The 19,839-nt window shown below is 51.9% G+C and carries 17 protein-coding genes; 15 read left to right on the top strand and 2 right to left on the bottom strand.

Annotated elements, in window-relative coordinates; translation table 11 throughout:
* Positions 1-26: 26 nt before the first annotated feature.
* Positions 27-1,892, bottom strand: coding sequence for a diguanylate cyclase domain-containing protein (locus NNL21_RS15700; protein WP_204818207.1), 1,866 nt, complete (start codon positions 1,890-1,892; stop codon positions 27-29).
* Between the two features lie 302 nt (positions 1,893-2,194).
* Here NNL21_RS15700 and NNL21_RS15695 point away from each other — a divergent pair, with 302 nt between their 5' ends.
* The 13 genes from NNL21_RS15695 (at position 2,195) to NNL21_RS15635 (ending at position 17,523) form a co-directional block, all read left to right on the top strand.
* Positions 2,195-4,480 carry a DEAD/DEAH box helicase gene (locus tag NNL21_RS15695; protein WP_204818206.1) on the top strand — a complete coding sequence of 762 codons (2,286 nt, stop codon included), beginning with the start codon at positions 2,195-2,197 and terminating at the stop codon, positions 4,478-4,480.
* Complete coding sequence (locus tag NNL21_RS15690; RefSeq protein WP_204818205.1) at positions 4,477-5,862, top strand: ribonuclease H-like domain-containing protein; 1,386 nt, start codon at positions 4,477-4,479, stop codon at positions 5,860-5,862. The genes NNL21_RS15695 and NNL21_RS15690 overlap by 4 nt, the downstream gene beginning before the upstream one ends.
* Positions 5,859-6,953: a Gfo/Idh/MocA family protein gene (locus NNL21_RS15685; protein ID WP_204818204.1), complete on the top strand. Its 1,095-nt coding sequence runs from the start codon at positions 5,859-5,861 to the stop codon at positions 6,951-6,953. Before NNL21_RS15690 ends, NNL21_RS15685 begins: the two co-directional genes overlap by 4 nt.
* On the top strand, positions 6,950-7,744 hold the full coding sequence (nucF, locus tag NNL21_RS15680) for a 5' nucleotidase NucF (RefSeq protein WP_256555273.1): 795 nt from the start codon (positions 6,950-6,952) through the stop codon (positions 7,742-7,744). Before NNL21_RS15685 ends, nucF begins: the two co-directional genes overlap by 4 nt.
* Positions 7,745-7,848: 104 nt before the next feature.
* Positions 7,849-8,664, top strand: a complete 816-nt coding sequence (locus NNL21_RS15675; protein ID WP_204818203.1) for an Fpg/Nei family DNA glycosylase — start codon at positions 7,849-7,851, stop codon at positions 8,662-8,664.
* A 6-nt stretch (positions 8,665-8,670) separates the two neighbouring features.
* Positions 8,671-9,504, top strand: a complete 834-nt coding sequence (locus NNL21_RS15670) for a deoxyribonuclease IV (RefSeq protein ID WP_204818202.1) — start codon at positions 8,671-8,673, stop codon at positions 9,502-9,504.
* A gap of 2 nt (positions 9,505-9,506) precedes the next feature.
* On the top strand, positions 9,507-9,809 hold the full coding sequence (locus NNL21_RS15665) for a cyclic-phosphate processing receiver domain-containing protein (RefSeq protein ID WP_305880822.1): 303 nt from the start codon (positions 9,507-9,509) through the stop codon (positions 9,807-9,809).
* Between the two features lie 72 nt (positions 9,810-9,881).
* The gene (locus NNL21_RS15660; protein ID WP_204818201.1) at positions 9,882-10,667 is read left to right on the top strand and encodes an ABC transporter ATP-binding protein; all 786 of its coding nucleotides are present in this window, start codon (positions 9,882-9,884) and stop codon (positions 10,665-10,667) included.
* Complete coding sequence (locus NNL21_RS15655; RefSeq protein ID WP_256555272.1) at positions 10,664-11,689, top strand: 23S rRNA (cytidine(2498)-2'-O)-methyltransferase RlmM; 1,026 nt, start codon at positions 10,664-10,666, stop codon at positions 11,687-11,689. Before NNL21_RS15660 ends, NNL21_RS15655 begins: the two co-directional genes overlap by 4 nt.
* Positions 11,690-11,792: 103 nt before the next feature.
* Positions 11,793-13,451, top strand: a complete 1,659-nt coding sequence (locus NNL21_RS15650) for a serine/threonine-protein kinase (protein ID WP_204818200.1) — start codon at positions 11,793-11,795, stop codon at positions 13,449-13,451.
* 96 nt (positions 13,452-13,547) lie between these two features.
* On the top strand, positions 13,548-15,104 hold the full coding sequence (locus NNL21_RS15645) for an ABC-F family ATP-binding cassette domain-containing protein (protein WP_204818199.1): 1,557 nt from the start codon (positions 13,548-13,550) through the stop codon (positions 15,102-15,104).
* Positions 15,105-15,466: 362 nt separating this feature from the next.
* Positions 15,467-16,165, top strand: coding sequence for a response regulator transcription factor (locus tag NNL21_RS15640; RefSeq protein WP_204818531.1), 699 nt, complete (start codon positions 15,467-15,469; stop codon positions 16,163-16,165).
* A complete protein-coding gene (locus NNL21_RS15635; protein WP_204818198.1) occupies positions 16,162-17,523 on the top strand; it encodes a HAMP domain-containing sensor histidine kinase in 1,362 nt (453 codons plus the stop codon). Before NNL21_RS15640 ends, NNL21_RS15635 begins: the two co-directional genes overlap by 4 nt.
* 93 nt (positions 17,524-17,616) lie before the next feature.
* Here the strand turns inward: NNL21_RS15635 and NNL21_RS15630 are convergent, their stop codons facing one another.
* Positions 17,617-18,105, bottom strand: coding sequence for a C40 family peptidase (locus tag NNL21_RS15630; RefSeq protein WP_204818197.1), 489 nt, complete (start codon positions 18,103-18,105; stop codon positions 17,617-17,619).
* A 166-nt stretch (positions 18,106-18,271) separates the two neighbouring features.
* On the opposite strand from NNL21_RS15630, the gene NNL21_RS15625 reads away from it, so the two are divergent.
* On the top strand, positions 18,272-19,135 hold the full coding sequence (locus NNL21_RS15625; RefSeq protein WP_204818196.1) for a carbon-nitrogen hydrolase family protein: 864 nt from the start codon (positions 18,272-18,274) through the stop codon (positions 19,133-19,135).
* Between the two features lie 3 nt (positions 19,136-19,138).
* Positions 19,139-19,813, top strand: coding sequence for a GNAT family N-acetyltransferase (locus tag NNL21_RS15620; RefSeq protein WP_204818195.1), 675 nt, complete (start codon positions 19,139-19,141; stop codon positions 19,811-19,813).
* Positions 19,814-19,839: the final 26 nt, after the last annotated feature.

Raw genomic sequence — 19,839 nt, 5'->3', positions numbered from 1 at the left:
CGGATAGCCGGCGGGGCAGCGTTGACTTACCCCGCCATAACCGTTACAACCTGGTTACGCCCTTCCAGCTTTGCTTGGTACAAGGCTTTATCCGCCAGCTCAACGAGGCTTTCACCGGTTGATAAAGGGGAAGGGGTAATCGTAGCCACCCCGATGCTGACCGTGACGACAGTGGAGATTAACGATTTTTTATGGGGGATTCCTATATCCCTTACTGCCGTACATAACATTTCTCCGAATGCTCGTGCTGCTTCCGTGGTCGTCTTAGGGAGCAAGCAGACGAATTCTTCTCCTCCATAACGCGCGGCGAAATAGCCGTGATCTGCAGCAATTTGATCCAGAACCCCAGCTACCTTCTTCAAACAGGAATCCCCGACCTGATGGCCATAGGTGTCATTAAAGGCTTTGAAAAAATCAATATCGAGCATGATGACGGATAAGGGTACGGATTGATGTGCAGCTTCTGTCCATAACCTGCTGTACCGTTCATCAAAGCTGCGGCGGTTCCGAATTCCCGTCAATCCATCAAGCTTGGACAGCTTGCGGAACATTTCTTTGGCCTGCATGAGCCTGCCTTCGGTCTGTTTGCGCGCTGTCGCATTGCGGATAATGCCGCTGTAATGCATGAGGCCTCCCGTCTCCCAGCTGCTAATCGCAACTTCAATAGGGATCATGCTCAGATTCCGGTGCAAGCCTTCGAGCTCGATGGTTTGTCCAATTCCGCTCATCGTTTCATTGACCTTCGCATGCTCGAGCTGTTCGAGCAGCTTTGCCTTGTCGGAATCGGCAATGATAAAGCTGAAAGGAAGCCCCGCCGCTTCTTCCTCGGCATATCCGAACAAACGCTCCGCCCCCGTATTCCATAGCTCGATGTTTCCTTCATGATTAGCCACAATAATCGCATCATTGGATGAATGCATGATCGCATTGAACATGCTCTCCGATTCCTTCAGCGACATCATCAAGCTGATGAGAGGAACGACCTTCAAGATCGTTTCCAAGTCTTTGTCCTTGAAGTGACGCGGATATCGGGATGCAAGGTGAATCATGGCAATCGTCTTATCCTTATACACAATCGGAACATAGATTGAAGAGCGGATTCGCCGTTGATACTGCAGGTCTGCAGAACCTTCCGGACGGTTCTCCAGCCAATCCGGATAGCTCGCGATCTGGCCGTTCATGACCCGCTGGTGAGCGGAGAAATCCGTCAAGTGATGGGACCGGTTGATCATCATATATTCACCATCTACATATTGACAGACGCTCTTGCAATGATTATGGCTAATTAATACGATGCTGCCGGCTGAGCAGCGAAAGAGATGGATCATTTCTTTGAGGCTCGTGACATAGATGTCCGGAGCATCCGGTGATTGCCTGAACTTCTGGGTGAGCTCGCTTATGAAGGCGTTCACGCTGAAATTTTCGCTGGCCTGCTCGTAATAACGAATGAAGGCGGCTGTGAATATCGAGCTTATTGCTAATAAGGGAAGCAGCGATTGAAGAATAGGGCCGGCGGATGCACCGAGCAGATATAAGAACATGGCTGCGACGATTAAGAGGATCCAGGCTGTCCCGAAAGCCCATTTGTGCCAATATCGGCCAACTCTAGTGAATATAAGGCCGGCACCGACACTCATGATGATTGCGCCGATTGAAGCCGTCACGGAGGCAGAATAGATACCGCCATAAAAGAGGATCCGATATAAGGAGATGACGACAGCGGTCACGATGGCGGAGGGAATCCCGCCGAAATGTGCTGCGATCAAAATGGGAATTTGACGGATATCGATAATCACATTTTCGTCGAATCGGACGCTGAATATCATTAATAACAGGCTGTGAACACCCTGCAGGAAACCGAACCGAAGCTTGCCTATTGTCGAGCTCTTCATCAGATTATGCCGACTGCGGTAAGCGATGCTGAAGAGAAACAAGAACGAGACGAGGATAGTAATGTCTGTGATGAGGTCTTTTAAGATAAAAAGACCCTCCTTTCGAGATGAATGGTGCAATATCGACATATTACGACTGGCAAAAGATATGTATTCGACAAATTCGGCGGGATTCCTTCAAACATTTTCCATACCAATTTTCCAGCCGTTTTATAGCGGATTGCCGACCTTCTTGCATTGCGGACCGAACATGCATTCTGTACAATAGAGACAGTATATGTTTACGAGGGGAGTACGAGAACATGAACCGGTGGACGGGTAAAACTTCCGGTTTGGACGAGTGGCTGCAGATCCTTCGGCAGCAACCGGATATTATGGAGAATGTCACGCATTGGCATACGATACCGCCGCGTGCAGCCCGGACGGCTGCTATGTCCAAGGACATCCATCCGAAGCTGGCTGAGGCACTTGCGAGCCGGGGCATTCGAGAGCTGTTTGTTCATCAAGCCGAAGCGTATGAAGCGGTTCGCAGCGGCAAGCATGTCGTAACGGTCACACCTACGGCATCCGGCAAGACCTTATGCTATAACCTGCCGGTGCTTCAATCTCTGCTTGAGAACGATAGCGGCAGAGCGCTTTATTTATTTCCAACGAAGGCACTTGCTCAGGATCAAGTGGCCGAGCTGCAGGAGATTGCCGCAGCAATGGACGTAGATCTCAAGAGTCATACGTACGATGGCGATACGCCGCCTACCGTACGACAAGTCATTCGCAATGCGGGGCATATTGTAGTTACGAATCCGGATATGCTTCATTCGGCTATATTGCCGCACCACACCAAGTGGGTCAAGCTTTTCGAGAATATCAAATATATCGTAATCGATGAAGTGCATTCCTATCGCGGCGTGTTCGGCAGCCATGTCGCGAATGTGATCCGGAGACTGAAGCGGATTTGCCGATTTTATGGATCGAACCCGCAATTTATTTGTGCTTCTGCGACGATTGATAATCCCCGTGAGCACGCGGAGCGGCTGATCGGCGAAGAGGTTGCCCTTATCGACAATAACGGAGCCCCGGTGGGAGAGAAGAACTTCGTCTGCTATAACCCGCCGGTTGTGAATAAGCAGCTGGGCATACGCCGCAGCAGTGTGCTGGAATCACAAAAGCTGGCAGCAATGCTGCTGCGGCAGGGCGTACAGACGATCGTTTTTGCCCGCAGCCGGGTCAGGGTTGAATTATTGCTCACGTATTTGCAGGAGCTGGTGAAGGATGAGCTGGGCACGAAGACGATCCGCGGATATCGGGGCGGTTATTTGCCGCAGCTCCGGCGCGAAATCGAACGGGGGCTGCGAAGCGGCGAAATCCGCGGAGTCGTGAGCACGAATGCGCTTGAGCTTGGCATCGACATCGGTCAGCTGCAGGCATGCGTGATGAACGGGTACCCCGGCACGATCGCCAGCACATGGCAGCAATCGGGGCGGGCGGGCCGAAGACAAGGGACCTCCGTGACGTTCCTCGTCGCCAGCAGCAATCCGCTCGATCAGTATATGATTCAGAACCCGGACTTCTTCTTCAATCGACCTCCGGAGCGGGCGTTGATCCACCCGGACAATCTGCTCATTCTGATCGATCATGTGAAGTGTGCGGCTTACGAGCTGCCCTTCGAAGCGGGAGATAAGTTCGGCGAGGAACGGCTTGAGGATATGCTGGAATTCCTGGTTGAGGAGAAGGTGCTGCACCGTGTTCAAAACCGTTGGTATTGGATGGAGCAATCCTTCCCGGCACATGGGATCTCACTTCGTTCTGCCGCGCAAGAAAACTTCATCATTATCGATCTCACGAATGGCAGCCGCGTGCTTGGCGAGGTTGACCGGTTCAGTGCGCCTACGCTTATTCATGAGGAAGCCATCTATATCCATGAAGGTGTTCAATACCAAGTGGAGAAGCTTGATCATCCGGAAAAAAAAGCGTACGTGCGCGAAGTGGATGTCGACTATTATACGGATGCCAATATGGCGGTTGAGCTCAAGGTACTGCATGTCGACAAGGAGCATCAGTACGGTGAGCTGCTTCGGCAGTACGGAGAAGTAACCGTGAATGCAAAGGCAACGATTTTCAAAAAAATCCGTCTTCGTTCTCATGAGAACATCGGATCTGGGCCGATCCATCTGCCCGAAGAAGAGCTGCATACAAGCGGGTACTGGTTCTCGTTCAGCGAGGAGGCTGCTGCACGGAAGAATACGAATGATATGCAGCAGGCGCTTCTCGGTCTGGCTAATGTCCTCGTACATATCGCGCCGCTCTACTTGATGTGCGATCCGCAGGATATTCGAGTGGTGCCGCAGGTCAAGGCTGTACACACCAAACTGCCAACGATATACTTCTATGACCGTTATCCGGGCGGGATCGGGCTTAGCGAGCGGCTGTTCGATGTGCATGAAGAGCTGCTGAGGCAAGCCAAGACTCTCATTCGAAACTGTACGTGCCTGAGCGGCTGCCCGGCATGCGTAGGTCCGATTGAGGAGGTTGGCCTGCTCGGGAAATCATTGGCGCTGGATCTGATCGAACAGACGGAGGTGCCCTCATGAGCGGACTCCGTGATCGAATGCTGCGTCTTCGCGGCGCTTCGTCGGCTCAACCCGTTCAGATTGAACCGGCGGAACCAATGGAGCCGGCGGAATCAGCTGATCCGGATCCGGATGATTCCGCAGTCAATGGCGGCAGCCTCAAGCTGTCGCCGGAATGGGATGAGCTTGGCGTGGCTATCATGACAACCGAAGAAGGCGAATTTTTGCTTCGGGAGACACGCTACCCGATCGATTATCGGCATGGCGTTCATGGTCTGGACGAGCTTCAGGAAGCGGCGGCAGGATTGACAGCCTTCCAGCCGAGAAGCATCCATGCACCGGGAAGCCGTGCTTCCAGGCCTGCAGATGAAGCTGGCCTTGTCCAAGAGTCAGGGCCTAAGGTACATCCGGAACGCATCCTATTTCTTGACCTTGAGACTACCGGGCTCGGCGTGGGTACGGGCAACGTGCCCTTCATGGTCGGTCTCGGCTATATGTCCCATGGCAGCTTCGTTGTGGAGCAGATGCTCATAAGGCATCCAGCTGAGGAACGGGCCATGCTGGCGTATCTCTGTGACAAACTGACCTCCTATACCCATCTTACGACTTATAACGGCAAAACCTTTGATTGGCCGGTACTGCATAACCGGTTTATTCTGAACGGATTTCGCCATTTTAAGTGGGAGCCCATTCATATCGATCTGCTCCACCCGTCAAGAAGCATTTGGCGCAATACACTGGTCTCCTGCAAGCTGAGCCATGTGGAGGAAGAGCGGCTGGGGATTGCGCGTGAAGACGACGTGCCGGGCTCGCTTGCTCCGGCTATCTATTTTCAATATCTTGCCGATGGCGATCCGAAACCTCTGCATGGGGTGTTCCGCCATAACGAGATAGACATGGTATCGCTTGCGTGTCTGGCCATTCGGTTCGGTCATCTGCTCAGCGATGGATTGGGAAGCCGTGTTCCTCATCCGGAAGGCGCCGAAGAACTGCTGCGTACGGGATTATGGCTTGAGAAGATGAAGGGTTCCGGGTGCGCAGAGCCGCTATTCGAACGGTTGATGAACGATAACCACGCACCGCCGTCAGTGCTTCTCGCACTTGCGGAAAGAGACAAGAAATGTGGAAATTGGCCGCGTGCTGTGTTATTGTGGCAGAAGGTTGTGTATGCGGCGGAGCTTGCGGTCTGGCCCGGTTGGGGAGCCCATATCGAGCTTGCCATGTACTATGAACACAAGACGAAACAGTTCGATTCGGCGCTGTCGCTTGCCGAGGAAGCACTTGCCCTTGCATTGAGGCGGTATTCCGGCATGCGGCTTGATGCGAAGCGGCGAGCCGAGGTGGAGGGGCTGCGCAAGCGTGTCGACCGACTTCGGACGAAAATAGGGAGGCTTTCCGGTTGAAACCAGTACGATTTGCCATTCTAGGCTTTGGTAATATTGCAAAAACACATATGACAGCGCTTCGCGCGCTGCCTATTATAAAGAAAACGCCTGTCATTCCAGTATTGGATACGCTTGTAACCCGCCGGCCGGATGTCCATGCCGCACAGGCGGAAGCGATCGGCTTTCGTCGTGTAACGGCATCTACGCAAGAAGCGGCGGCTGACGAGGCCGTGGATATTTTCGATGTCTGTACGCCTAATGCGAACCATTATGAGGATGTAACGGAAGCGATTCAAGGAGGCAAGTCCATTTACTGCGAGAAGCCGGTAACGGAATCTTACGATAAATCCCGCGAGCTGGTTCATCGCATGAATAACAGCGGGAGCGTGGCGTTAGAGCAGCTTGCATTCACTTACCGGTATCATCCTGCCGTCATGCGGATCAAGAAATGGCTGGAGGAGGGCATCATTGGCGATGTCCTGCAATGCAAAGTGTCCTACCGCCGTTCCGGATACTTAAATCCGGATCGGCCGATCACCTGGCGGCTACAGAGCGGCATGTCCGGCGGCGGTGCGATCAGCGATCTGGGCGTTCATGTTCTGGACCTGATCCGGCATTGGTTTGGCGAGCTGGTTGACGTTCGCGGAAAAACGAATGCGTATGTGAAACAGCGTCCGGATGAAACGGGAGCGTTAATTAATATCGATGTCGACGATTGGGCAATGATGCACTACACCACTACATCCGATGTGAGCGGGATCGTGGAAGTGTCAAGAATTGCGCTCGGGTCCGATGCCTATGATATCCAAATCGTCGGTACGCGCGGCTCGATCACATGCGATCTGGAGCGGCAGCTGGTGCCGCATGTACATTTATTGAAGGGCGGCATTCCTGTTCTGCCTGTACCCGAAGCCCTGTCGCTTCTTCCAGATGACAAAACGACCATGGGCATTGCCGTGGATACACATTTTGCAGCATTGAATCATTTCCTGTGGCGTTTCGCTGATGAAGACCGCTGGCCGGGCTTGGCGCCTTCTATGGCAGATGGCGTTGAAGTCGAGTATTGGATCGACCGGGTGCTGCAAGAAAACAAAGGGTGGACATCGTGAGCCTAACCATGCCGTCCGGAGGCCTTCTGATTGATTTGGATGGGACGCTGTACCATGGTAATAACATGATAGAAGGTGCAGACACGCTCATTCGCCACCTGCAGCAGCGGGAAATCCGTTACCTGTTCGTGACGAATAATTCATCCGCAACGGCAGAGGTTGTGGCGGATCGTCTTCGGGCCATGGGGATTCCTGCATCTGCAGATGATATCTGCACGTCCTCACAAGCAGCGGCTGCTTACATAGCACAGGAACTGAATGCCCCCCGCGTGTTCACAGTCGGCGAGGACGGACTGCGTGACGCGTTGACGAAGGCAGGTCTGCAATTGGTAGATGATCAGCCTGATATCGTCGTTCAAGGGATTGACCGTCAGCTAACGTACGAACGTATCGCGGCTGCCGTTCGACATATCCGCGATGGGGCTGTATACATATTGACGAATCCAGATGTGCTGCTGCCATCGGATACGGGACTTATACCTGGAGCCGGTTCGATATCGGCGATCCTGCAGAAGGCATCGGGCGTAGAGCCTGTTATTATCGGCAAGCCTTCCGCTATTCTGATGAATTACGCTTTAGAACGTCTTGGGCAGAAAGCTGAGGATGTGTGGGTTATCGGAGATAATCCCGCAACGGATATTGCTGCAGCAAAAGCGAGCGGATGCCGGTCGGTGCTTGTTCTCACTGGTCTGGCTTCGGAAGCGAATTACCAGAAACTGCTGGAACAAGCGGGCTGTGCAGCAGATGAGATCATTGCAGATTTACACCAGCTGATCAGATGGTTGGGTTAATCGGGATGAGCGGCCTCATTGTAAGACAATATAATGTTAATGCGACTGCATTCAAGCCAACCACGGATGTCTAGCGTGGAGCTTGACGGGAAGGGTGAGATCCCATGCCGGAATGGCCGGAAATGGAAAATTATCGCAAGCAATTGGCAGCAAGAATCGCCGGCCAACCTATCATCAGCGTTCAGGTGACGAGGCCGAAATCCATTAATGTGCCGCTCGAACAATTTCAAGCCGAGCTGCTTGGCAGAACGGTATGGTTTGTTGAACGACGCGGGAAGATGCTCGTATTTCATCTGGATAGCGGCAAACGGCTGGTGCTGCACTTGATGCTGGGAGGCCTTATTCAGTTCGGCCCGGCAGGCGAACAGCTGGAGCGCACCGTTCAAGTTTCGATCGAGTTCCCTGTGGGAGAGATGCGCTTTATAGGTTTGCGTCTAGGCTACGTTCATCTGTTGACGGCCAAGGAAACGGAAGTGCTGCTCGGTAAGCTTGGTCCAGACCCCTTCGATAAACGGCTCACCTTAGAGAAATTCACTCAACGCTTTGCCGGTAAGCGAGGTACATTGAAGTCGACCCTGGTCGACCAACAGGTCATCTCGGGGATCGGCAACTGCTATGCGGATGAAATCGCATTCGAAGCCGGAATCCGTCCGGATGCCCGGGTATCGGAGCTGGATCCGCAAGCATGGGAGAGGCTCTACTCAGCAATGCACGAGGTGCTGATAGATGCATTGTCGCATGGCGGGTACATGGAGATGCCTTTAACGGCAGACGATACGCTGACAGGTGGATATAATGAACGATGCCGTGTATATGACCGGGGTGGAGAAAGCTGCTCGGTATGCGGCGACACGATTGTACAGAGTGAAATAGGTTCCCGAAAGATGTTCTACTGTCCAACATGTCAAAAGGAGCGGTAAACAACAATGCGAACCGGCTGCCATGTATCGACCCGTGGAGGCTACCTTGAAGCAGCAAAAAGAGCTTCCCGGCTGTACGCGGAAGCATACCAATACTTTCCGAAGAATCCACGGAGTCTTGCCCGGAAAGTAATCGACCAGACAGATGCGGGAAGGTGCGCGGCATATTGCGGTGAACATGGAATCGTCTCGATCGCCCACTCGCCTTATCCAACCAATGTCGCTGCCGAAGATCCACAGCAGCGCGAGCGTACAGCGGAATCGCTGCTGAACGATTTGGCTATTGCCGAAGCGTGCGGCTCTATTGGCGTCGTCGTTCATTTTGGCGTATACAAGGGCAAGGATCCGCTGGAAGGCTACCGCAATGCAGTCAAGACCCTGAGCGCGGTTACGGCGCAATGGGACGGGAACGCCAAGCTGTTGATCGAGAATCAGGCCGGGGAGCATACGTTTATGGGAACGACAATGGAGGAGCTGGCGCAGATCCGAAGCCTATGCCACGCACCGCATAAGATCGGTTTCTGTCTTGACACCTGCCATCTCTTTGCAAGCGGGGTTTGGGATGGAAGTCCTGAAGCAGCTTGGTTGGAGACAGCCGTAAGGTTGAATGTGATGGAGCATATTCTTGCCATTCATCTGAACGACTCCGTCCACCCCTCTGGGGCGAAACGCGACAGGCACGCGGTGATCGGAGAAGGTTATATTGGTGAAGCGGGATTAAGATGGCTGCTGCAGCATCCGCTGCTCCGAGACGTACCTTTTATATTGGAGACACCAGCTGGAGTTGATGGGACCCACAAGGCCCAGCTCGAGCTGGTGCGGAAGTGGGGAGGGGCCTGATCATGAACATATACTTGGATGATTATAGGCCTTGTCCCAATGGCTTCGTTCTGGCTAAGAATGTAGAAGAATGCATCGCTTTGTTGGAACATGCGGAAGTCGAGATTCTGTCTCTCGATTATGATTTGGGCTGGGGCCGGCCGACTGCAATTGAGGTCGTTCATTATATCGTGGAGAATAAACGGTTTCCAAAGACGGTCTACTTACATACATCAAGCCCGTCAGGACAAATGCAGATGTATCAGCTGCTTGCTAAGCATGCGCCGACGCATGTTGCGATTCATCTCGGCCCGATGCCGATATAGATATCCGCTGCCACAAATGTGGGATGGATACGTGAATGTATTGGAACTACGTATAGATTTGGGGGAAGGGCAATGATTCGATTACAACATATATTTTTTAAACGCGAGGAACGGGAGATCCTGCAAGGTATTGATTTGAATATTCAGGAAGGCGAGCATTGGGTCATCTTGGGGCGAAACGGGTCTGGCAAGACCTCTCTGCTGGAAATGATGACCGGCTATATGTTTCCGTCCTCCGGAACGATCGATGTGCTCGGCAATCGCTTTGGCGAGTGTGATGTACGAGACGTTCGTAAAGAAATCGGCTACATCAGTCAGTCCATTATTGAAAAGCTGACGCTGTACGATCCCGTATGGGAGGTCGTGGCTACCGGAGAATACGCGTTTCTGCGCTTCTATCAGGAGATTGACGAGCAGGTGCGTCTCAAGGCGCTGCGTCTCATCGATGAGGTTGGCCTTGGACATGTAGCGGAGCAATCGCTGGGTTCTCTCTCGCAAGGCGAGCGTAAGAAGATCTTGCTGGCCCGGGCATTGATGAGCAATCCCAAATTGCTTATTATGGACGAGCCCTGCGCAGGGCTTGATTTGCATGAACGGGAGAAGCTGCTCATTGATTTGGGAAGACTTAGAGACCGCGGTATAACGGTTATCTATGTGACTCACCATATGGAAGAAATTATCCCGCTCTTCACGCATGTCGCACTGCTCCATGAAGGACGGATGGCAGCGGCAGGGCCGAAGCATGAGGTACTGACTAGCGAGATATTGAGCAAAGTTTATGACTGGCCCGTGGAAATCGAATGGTCGTATGACAGACCTTGGATACGGGCAGCCGCAGTAGGAGGAGAACGGGTTTGACGCAGTGGATATGTACGGCTAACCATGGATTCGCCACGTATGCAATGGAAGAGCTTCGCAGGCAATTTGATGGCGTGAAGATCACACAACTCACCGCAGGCGAAATCTTTATGATCGATATTCCGCTCAGCAAAGAGGAAGTGCTTGATCGCATACGGGAGAATGAGCCCATATTTCTCCGACATCTGCAGTCGGTGGAGCGTGTGCTGCCCATCCACGGGAATGCGGATGATTTGCAGGCTCTGGGTGATCTTGTCCGTTCTTCACGTCTCCGATGCGAGAATAAGACGATCGCTGTACATTTGCGCCGTGGAGATGGCAGTCCGTTTCCGTATTCGGCATCCGATACGAAAGCAGTCCTCGATGCTGTACTGACGGAGACGGGAGGGGAACCTGTCGTACAATCCCCGGAGCTGATCCTGTCTATCTTTGCAGGCAAGGAGCAGCTTTATGTAGGAATGGGAACACCGGAAGAGCAGCTGTCCGATTGGCCGGGCGGAGCCATCCGGTTCCAACGGGAGGAAGGACAGATTTCCCGTGCAAAGTTCAAGCTGCTGGAAGCGGAGCGGGCATTCAAGCTGCACTTTGCCGATTTCCGCGAAGCGCTTGATATCGGTGCCGCTCCAGGGGGCTGGACGAATCTTCTCCTGGAACGGGGGCTGTACGTGACGGCGGTTGATCCGGCGAATCTGCATCCAAGTCTCAAGAATCATCCGAGGCTGACCTATTGGAAGAAGAATGCATCGGAGGTTAAGCTGAAGCCAGGCACGTTCAACCTGTTGGTATGTGATATGAGCTGGAGTCCGATGCAGATGTGCAAGCTCCTTCTCGACCTTCATGAAGTGCTGCAGGGCGGAGGAACCGCAATCGTCACGGTCAAGCTCATGCATAAGAAGCCGCTGCAAACGATTCGCGATGTGTTGGCCAAGCTGGAGACCGTCTTTACGGTCAAAAAAGCGAAGCAGTTGTTCCATAACCGGGAAGAAATAACGGTGTACTTGGAGAAGAAAGCATATTTATAGTCCAATAATTGAAGATGATGACGGGAAAGCATCCCGAATTCAGCAGACCTGAAGGTTTGCGGATTCGGGATGTTTTTTTGTTGCTGGCGATAAGGGAGGCTGTATGATGAGCGTAGAAGAAGCAGCGCGATATGCCATAGGAGACTCAGTCGGTGGAGGGCGCTATCGCATAGTTGGACTGATCGGGAGAGGCGGAATGGGAGAGGTATATGCTGCAGAAGACAGCAGGCTCCAGGGAAAGCTGCGCGCCTTGAAAGTGAACCGGCCGCCATCGGAGGACGGATTATTCCAAGCCGAGGAGGCGGGGATGCTCATGCGCTTGAACCATCCGAATTTACCGCTGATCGTGGATTATTTCCCTCCTGACGCTCAAGGCGCTGAGATACTCGTTATGGACTTTATTGATGGTGTGAACCTGCAGACGCACTTGAAAGAGAATAAGGGTTATATGGGTGTGACTGAAGTGATCCGGACAGGCTTGCAGCTGTGCCGGGCATTGATCTATCTCCATAACCAATATCCGCCCATCATCCATCGGGATCTGAAGCCGACCAATGTGATGATTGATCGGAATGGCCAGGTCCGTCTCATCGATTTTGGAATTGCCAGGCGGTATAAGGCGGGAGGCGGTCAGGATACCGTGCAGCTGGGAACACCAGGCTTCGCGGCACCGGAGCAGGAGGGCGCCCGCCAGAGTGACGTTCGTACCGATATTTACGGGCTCGGCGCGCTGCTTTATTATTTACTTAGCGGCGGACGGCCTCCAACGGCCTTCTCCGATTCCACTGCGCAGCTGCCAGCTGCGATTCCGAAGTCATTGCAATCCATGATTGGACGGATGCTGGAGCGTAACCCGCTGTATCGTTATCCTTCCATGCAGGAGACGAGCGATGCACTTGAAGCCTGCTTGGATTATCATTACGCACATCAGGTCCAGGAACAGCGTGGTGAGCCGTATAGTTCTGCAGCGGCTCGAGGTGACGGACATAAGAATCATCCCTCTAACCTACCCAAGCACGATAGCAAGCAAGCCGCAGAAACTCGAAACAAACTGCTTCATATCGTGATTGCTTCGATCGCGCCTGGCAGCGGAGGTACTTTCGTGGCAATTACACTTGCTAAGCTGCTCGGAAAACGCGGGGTGCAATGCGCCGCATTCGAGCATCCGTCACTAATGCCGGAATGGCATTCGCTGCTCGATTGCGGGCGGGCTTCCCAGAAGCGTGTGTCGGCTTACGATGATGCTGCTCCCGACCCCCGATATGCGCGTTATAGGGAAGACAATGTATTATGGCATATGCTGCAGAACGAACCGGCCAATGCGTCGGTGGACGATAAGCTAAAGTATCGGCTAATGTTCGAATCCTATCCTCATCTGACCAAAGTAACCGATGTCTCGGCCCAATGGATGGATCCTCAGATGGAGTCGCTCGTATTATCTGCAGATGTGCTGCTGTTTGTCGCAGATCCTAATGCATACAAATGGACGGCTGCTCGCTTGGCAGCGGCCGAGAGGATCCGGTTCGAACGGGCGGCCTTAAGCCTATCTACCTACTGGCTGGTCAATAAGGACATGAAATTTCCCGAGAGATCGGAATGGCTGTCACTGCTTCCAACCCAGCCTATTGCTGCGATTCCCCAGCTTCCGATAGAGGAGTGGATGCATCTGTTGTGGCAAGGGAGATGGCTGACCTCCGACAGAGGGCTGCTATCGGTCATGGAGAAGGCGTTCCGTCCTCTGATGCGCAAGCTTTTTGAATGAAGTTGACACAAGTGAGGAATACCTGTGATACAATGGAACGCGAGCGACTTAAAAACGCGATTTAAATGAATTAGATAGAGAAATGGAGCCGCGAACATGAGCTTACTAACAGTAGAAGATTTAAACCATAATTTTGGCGACCGCACGTTGTTTAAGAATGTTTCATTCCGCCTTCTTGCAGGCGAGCATGTCGGATTGGTCGGTGCCAATGGCGCAGGCAAATCGACATTGATGAATATTTTGACCGGGAAGCAATTGAAGGATGACGGCAAAGTCGAATGGACGCCGAAAGTCCGCTACGGCTACTTGGACCAGCATACGAAGCTCGTCACGGGCAAGACGATACGTGATGTACTCAAGGATGCGTTCCTTCCCCTACTTGAATTGGAGACGGAGCTGGGTGACATTTCACTGCAGATGGCGGATGCCGATCCGGACAAGCTCGAAGAGCTGCTCATTCGAATGGGCGAAATTCAAGAAGAGCTGGAGATCGGTGATTTCTATTTAATAGATGTGAAGGTTGAAGAGATGGCGAACGGACTCGGGTTGAATGCAATCGGTCTCGACCGGGATGTATCCGCGCTAAGCGGCGGCCAGCGCACCAAGGTGCTGCTAGCGAAGCTGCTGCTTGAGAAGCCGACCGTCTTATTGCTGGATGAGCCTACGAACTATTTAGATGAAGAGCATATTACGTGGCTGACCAACTACCTGAAGAATTATCCGTATGCCTTCATGCTCATCTCCCATGACACCGGGTTTATGAATGAGGTTGTTAATATCATTTATCACCTGGAATTTGCTAAATTGACGCGTTATTCCGCAAACTACGAGAAGTTTCTGCAGATGGCGGATATTAATAAGAACCAGCATATTGATGCGTATGAGAAGCAGCAGGAATACATCAAGAAGCAAGAGGATTTCATTCAACGGAATAAAGCGCGCTATTCGACAAGCGGACGCGCGAAGAGCCGCGAGAAGCAATTGGAAAGAATCGAACGGATCGACCGTCCGGACGAATTAATGAAGCCGACATTCGGCTTCAAAGAAGCGCGCACAAGCGGTAAGACCGTATTCGAAGCGAATGAGCTCGTCATTGGTTATAATCGTCCGCTGCTGCCTGCTATGAATATGCTGATCGAGCGCGGGGACAAGATCGCGATCGTCGGATGCAATGGTGTCGGTAAATCAACATTGCTCAAGACCATTCTCGGTCTAATTCAGTCGCTGGACGGTAAGGTATACCGCGGCGATTATCTCCACCCCGCGTATTTCGAGCAGGAAGTGAAGGCTCCAACGCTTACTCCGCTGGACGATGTATGGAACGAATTCTCCAACATGAACCAGCACGAGGTCCGTGCGGCACTAGCCAGATGCGGGTTGAAGAACGACCATATCACCCGGGCGCTAAACCAGCTGAGCGGCGGCGAACAAGCGAAAGTACGTCTATGCAAGCTGATGCTGCGTGAAAGCAACTGGATCGCCTTTGACGAACCGACCAACCACTTGGACGTTGTCGCCAAGGCAGAGCTCAAGCGCGCGCTGCAGGCTTTCAAAGGGACCATCATACTCGTCTCCCACGAACCGGATTTCTACGAAGACTGGGTAACGAAGGTGTGGGATGTTGAAGCCTGGTCGATGCAGAGTACCCAATAATCGCGCGATATAGAAGACGCATGAAAGAACCGTCTCAAGATTGAACCTATACAAAGCAGCATGGACGGCGGCAGCGCTGTTTCTCATGCTGCTTGTTGCACATTGGAAGTAGTTTGGCAAGGAACGGGCAGACTAAAGGCAGAATAATTATCCGTGGCTTCGTACGCCGCGGCCTATGAAGATAATGCTAATCGTTATGAGTAACGATCAGCCCATATGGGGCGGGATAACGGTCAATCATGCATAGAGATGAGAACGGTATGCTGCAAGGGCGGTCATGCTTGAAAATGAATGGGCTGTTCATTATGATTGGGGAGATGAATCCCATAAGCGGATCTGGAGAGAAGTGGGTGGACAACGAGATGAAAGAACGCATACTTGTTATAGAAGATGAAGATAGCATCGCCCGAATTCTACAGCTGGAGCTTGAACACGAAGGTTATACGGTAGGCAGAGCAGCCGATGGGCGCTCAGGATTGGAGCAGGCCAGCTCAGGAGAATGGGATATGGTTCTGCTTGACGTGATGCTCCCGGAATTGAATGGTGTGGAGGTTCTGCGCCGCCTGCGTCAGGCGGGGAATCCGATACCCATCATTCTGCTGACAGCTAGAGATACGATTCCCGATAAAGTCAGCGGCTTCGAGCATGGTGCTAATGATTATATAACCAAGCCCTTTGCAATGGAAGAGCTTCTTGCACGGGTTCGCAACCTGCTTCGAATATTTGGACAGCAGCCTCGGGAAGCAGAGAGTCCCGATGTACTGAAAGCTGCCGATTTATCGATTGAATTAAGAACGCGTAAGGTTTTCCGCAAGGATCTGCCGATCGAATTAACGCCGCGCGAATTCGAGCTGCTTGTTTATTTGGCCGAGCATAAGAATGAAGAGAAATCCCGTGAGGATATTTTATCCGAAGTGTGGGGCTATGATTTCATCGGCGAGACGAATCTTGTGGACGTCTATATTCGTTACCTGAGGCAGAAGATCGATAAAGGATATCGTCACAAGCTGATTCATACGGTTCGTGGAGTTGGTTATATGTTAAAGGAGCCTGACGCATGACACTGCGCAGGAGATTTACTTTTTTTACAATATTTTGGTTAATTTTCATCCTCATTTTGTTCAACATTTTCGTCTATTTATTCGTTATAAAGATAACGATGCGAAGCGAAGAGCAGCTGCTGACGAACAAAGTGAATATTTTGCTTGAGGATCCTCGGATTGACGAACCGACAGGGCTTACCGACCCCGACCTGCTCATGGATTACTATAATGTAAACGAATTGATCCGTATTGTCACCCCTGACGGGAAGACGGTAAATGAGCAGGGCTCCGATCCCGAGCTGCTCGCATTCAAGACGGAATTCAGCAACCAGTTTGACACCGGCATGCTATCCATTGAAGGACGACGGGTCATCTATATGGAAGTACCGCTTTATAGCACCGGAAAAGTGATCGGGAAGCTGGAGCTGTACAGGAAGCTAACGCTGCTGGACAGCTATCTGCAAATCCTCGTTATCGCGCTTACGATCACAAGTGCCGGGGCGATTCTCTTCGCCATATTCGGAACCTACTGGTTTACGTCCAGGCTGACCTCGCCCATTCAGCATATGGTGCAGACGATGCGTGAGATCGATAGGAGCGGCAAGCTTCGGAAGATTGAATTAAGCGGGAAGGATCAATCCGCAGAGCTTGAACAGCTGGCCCGGGCGTTCAACCAGATGATTGAACGGCTTGACCGCACGTTTGCACGCCAGAAGCAGTTTGTCGCAGACGCTTCCCATGAGCTGAAGACGCCGCTAACCGTTATCTCCAGCTATGCCAATATGCTGAGCCGATGGGGAAGAGACGACGTCAATGTAAGGGATGAAGCGATCGAGGCCATCGGGAAGGAATCGAAGCGGCTGCAGAATTTGACCAAATCCATGCTCATGCTGGCCGAAGCGGAGCAGGAGGATTGGCTGAAGCTGGAAACCTTCGATCTCGTTCAGTTGGCTGACGAGACGGCGGACATGCTGCATGCAACGTTCCAGCGGATGATTCGCGTGCATACGCCCAAGACAGACGTGAAGCTCAGCGGCGATAAAGATAAAATCAGGCAGCTGCTGGTCATTCTGCTGGACAATGCAATTAAATACAGTAAAGATCCAATTGATATCACGCTGAGCGTTACAAAGGGCAATGTGCGCATGTCCGTATCTGATAAGGGCGTAGGTATACCTGAGAACGATATGCCGCATCTGTTCGAAAGATTCTTCCGGGTCGATGGCGCTAGGAGCCGATCTACCGGCGGAGTAGGTCTAGGACTCTCTATTGCGAAGCGGATCGTAGATCTGCATAGCGGTCAAATCGATGTATTCAGCAAACCGGATCAAGGCACGACGATCTCGATCGTGCTCCCGCAAAAAAATAAAAGCTGATCCCTCTATTGCCGGTCGCCGTCAGAAGGTTGACGGCGATTCAAAGCAATAGAGAAATCAGCGAATTGGAATTCGTATTGATGTGATTGGCGACTAAGAAACACGACGAGCTGTCACGTAGTGCGAGCTCCAGTGCGAAGAGTTCAGTTTCGAGAACTTAACGCCACCTGCTCCATAGGTGTGGAGAATTTTGTTGTTACCCGCGTAAATTGCAACGTGTGCAATGCTTTTGCCAGATCCTACACGGAAGAAGACGAGGTCGCCCTTCTTCAGATTGGAGCGTGAGACGTAGTATCCAACCTTGGATTGGGATTTCGAGGTGCGGGGCAGTTTAATTCCGACTTTCTTATAGACAAATTGGGTGAACGAGGAGCAGTCGAATGCAGACGTTATTCCGCTCCTAGCACCGAAGCGGTATGGGACCCCCAAATAATTGTCACCGATGCTGATGATACGGTTTGCTTGTGAAGCTGTAGCAGCCTCAGCCTTAGGAGCTTGTCCGATTGCGATCGTCGTAAATCCGATGATAGTGCTTAGAGTTACGGCAACCAATTTGCGAATAATGGTGTTGTTCTTTCTCATGATGTTATATTCCCTCCATTTGTTCTGGTCATTGGTTCGAGTATCACTATAACAGATCCTAAACCGCCTAAACATTACCAAAGAGAACAAAAAATGAGCGTTATCAAGGATTGTATCCGCTTTATTAGAATACGATGAGAATTTTTTAATCAGGAGTGAGCAGGAATTGAATTTACGTGTAGCAGCTGTCCAATATAAACTAGAAGACATAGGCGAATTCAAGCAGTTCGCTGATCAGGTTACGCATTACATAAGGAATGCTTCCGAATATGGAGCTCAATTCGTACTCTTTCCGGAGTTTATGACGACTCAGCTATTGTCTATTGGAGACGATCAGGGGCAGCCGCTAGCCATTGATCGGTTATCCTCTTTTACGGAAGCTTATTTGAAGCTATTCACCAAGCTTGCGGCGGATTATGGCATGCACATAATCGGCGGCACGCATGTGATAGAAGACGGGGACGGCAAACGCCGCAATGTTGCGCATTTGTTCTATCCAGACGGCCGGGTCAAGACGCAAGCGAAGCTCCATATGACTCCGACTGAGAAGGAAGAGTGGGACATGGCTCCCGGTGACTCGCTGAATGTGTTTGATACCGAATTCGGGACGATTGCTATGCTGACCTGCTACGATATCGAATTTCCGGAAATCGTGCGTATGGCGAGAGCTAAGGGAGCCGACATTATCTTCTGTCCATCCTGTACGGACGATCGTCACGGGTTTTACCGCGTCCGTTATTGTTGTCATGCCAGAGCGGTGGAGAATCAAGTTTATATCGTAACAACCGGTACGGTCGGAGCGCTGCGCAAGGTAGATTTCATGCGTGCAAACTTTGGTCAAGCCGCCGTGATCTCGCCCAATGATATCCCGTTCCCTCCTGCAGGTATTCTAGCTGAAGGCATCATCAACGACGATATGCTCGTCGTTGCCGACCTGGATGTCAAGCTTCTGGCCGATGTAAGAGCAGCAGGATCTGTCACAACGTGGAGAGATCGACGGACAGATCTGTATCCAGACTGGGAGTCGTAAGCGATGTACAAGCAGATGTTCGTTTATGCGGCAGGCAAGCCGTTACTTGTTACGTTACGGAACTATACAAAGGCAGACATAGAAGGTATGATCGCGATTCAGAAGGAGAGCTTCCCGCCGCCGTTTCCACCTGAGCTCTGGTGGAACGAGGCGCAGCTCCGCGAGCATGCGCAGCGGTTTCCTGAGGGAGCGCTATGTGCAGAGGTGGACGGACAACTTATTGGTTCGATGACCGCTTTGCTTGTCGGCCATGAAGCCGTAAGCAGTACGCATAGCTGGGAGCAGATAACGGACAGCGGCTATATCCGCAATCATAATCCCGAAGGGGACACCCTCTATGTCGTTGATCTCTGTGTCATTCCCGCGTATCGTCAATACGGTATCGGCAAATGGCTCATGCTTACGATGTATGAGGTTGTCGTTCATCTGCATTTGACCCGTTTGCTTGGCGGCGGACGTATGCCTGGTTACAAGCGCTATGCAGACCAGCTAACGGCTCAGGAGTATCTTGAGCGCATCATTTCGGGTGAGCTGAAGGATCCGGTTCTCTCCTTCTTGCTTCGCTGTGGGCGCATGCCGGTCGGCGTAGCCGAGCACTATCTTGAAGATGAGGATTCGTGCGATTATGCTGCTTTAATGGAGTGGAGAAATCCATTTATCGGGCAGCAAACCATTTAAGCCGATCAATTAGGTCTAGGGAGGAA

Origin of the sequence: Paenibacillus mendelii (assembly GCF_024498075.1) — a bacterium.
GTDB lineage: Bacteria > Bacillota > Bacilli > Paenibacillales > Paenibacillaceae > Paenibacillus_Z > Paenibacillus_Z mendelii.
Note: the sequence above shows the minus strand (reverse complement) of the source record. Positions and strands in the feature narration are given on the sequence as shown.

Excerpts from the sequence above, each read along its gene's own strand:
- NNL21_RS15700 (WP_204818207.1), bottom strand. The coding sequence starts at position 1,892 with ATGAAGAGCTCGACAATAGGCAAGCTTCGGTTCGGTTTCCTGCAGGGT.
- NNL21_RS15695 (WP_204818206.1), top strand. The coding sequence starts at position 2,195 with ATGAACCGGTGGACGGGTAAAACTTCCGGTTTGGACGAGTGGCTGCAG.
- NNL21_RS15690 (WP_204818205.1), top strand. The coding sequence starts at position 4,477 with ATGAGCGGACTCCGTGATCGAATGCTGCGTCTTCGCGGCGCTTCGTCG.
- NNL21_RS15675 (WP_204818203.1), top strand. The coding sequence starts at position 7,849 with ATGCCGGAATGGCCGGAAATGGAAAATTATCGCAAGCAATTGGCAGCA.
- NNL21_RS15670 (WP_204818202.1), top strand. The coding sequence starts at position 8,671 with ATGCGAACCGGCTGCCATGTATCGACCCGTGGAGGCTACCTTGAAGCA.
- NNL21_RS15665 (WP_305880822.1), top strand. The coding sequence starts at position 9,507 with ATGAACATATACTTGGATGATTATAGGCCTTGTCCCAATGGCTTCGTT.
- NNL21_RS15660 (WP_204818201.1), top strand. The coding sequence starts at position 9,882 with ATGATTCGATTACAACATATATTTTTTAAACGCGAGGAACGGGAGATC.
- NNL21_RS15650 (WP_204818200.1), top strand. The coding sequence starts at position 11,793 with ATGATGAGCGTAGAAGAAGCAGCGCGATATGCCATAGGAGACTCAGTC.
- NNL21_RS15645 (WP_204818199.1), top strand. The coding sequence starts at position 13,548 with ATGAGCTTACTAACAGTAGAAGATTTAAACCATAATTTTGGCGACCGC.
- NNL21_RS15640 (WP_204818531.1), top strand. The coding sequence starts at position 15,467 with ATGAAAGAACGCATACTTGTTATAGAAGATGAAGATAGCATCGCCCGA.
- NNL21_RS15635 (WP_204818198.1), top strand. The coding sequence starts at position 16,162 with ATGACACTGCGCAGGAGATTTACTTTTTTTACAATATTTTGGTTAATT.
- NNL21_RS15630 (WP_204818197.1), bottom strand. The coding sequence starts at position 18,105 with ATGAGAAAGAACAACACCATTATTCGCAAATTGGTTGCCGTAACTCTA.
- NNL21_RS15620 (WP_204818195.1), top strand. The coding sequence starts at position 19,139 with ATGTACAAGCAGATGTTCGTTTATGCGGCAGGCAAGCCGTTACTTGTT.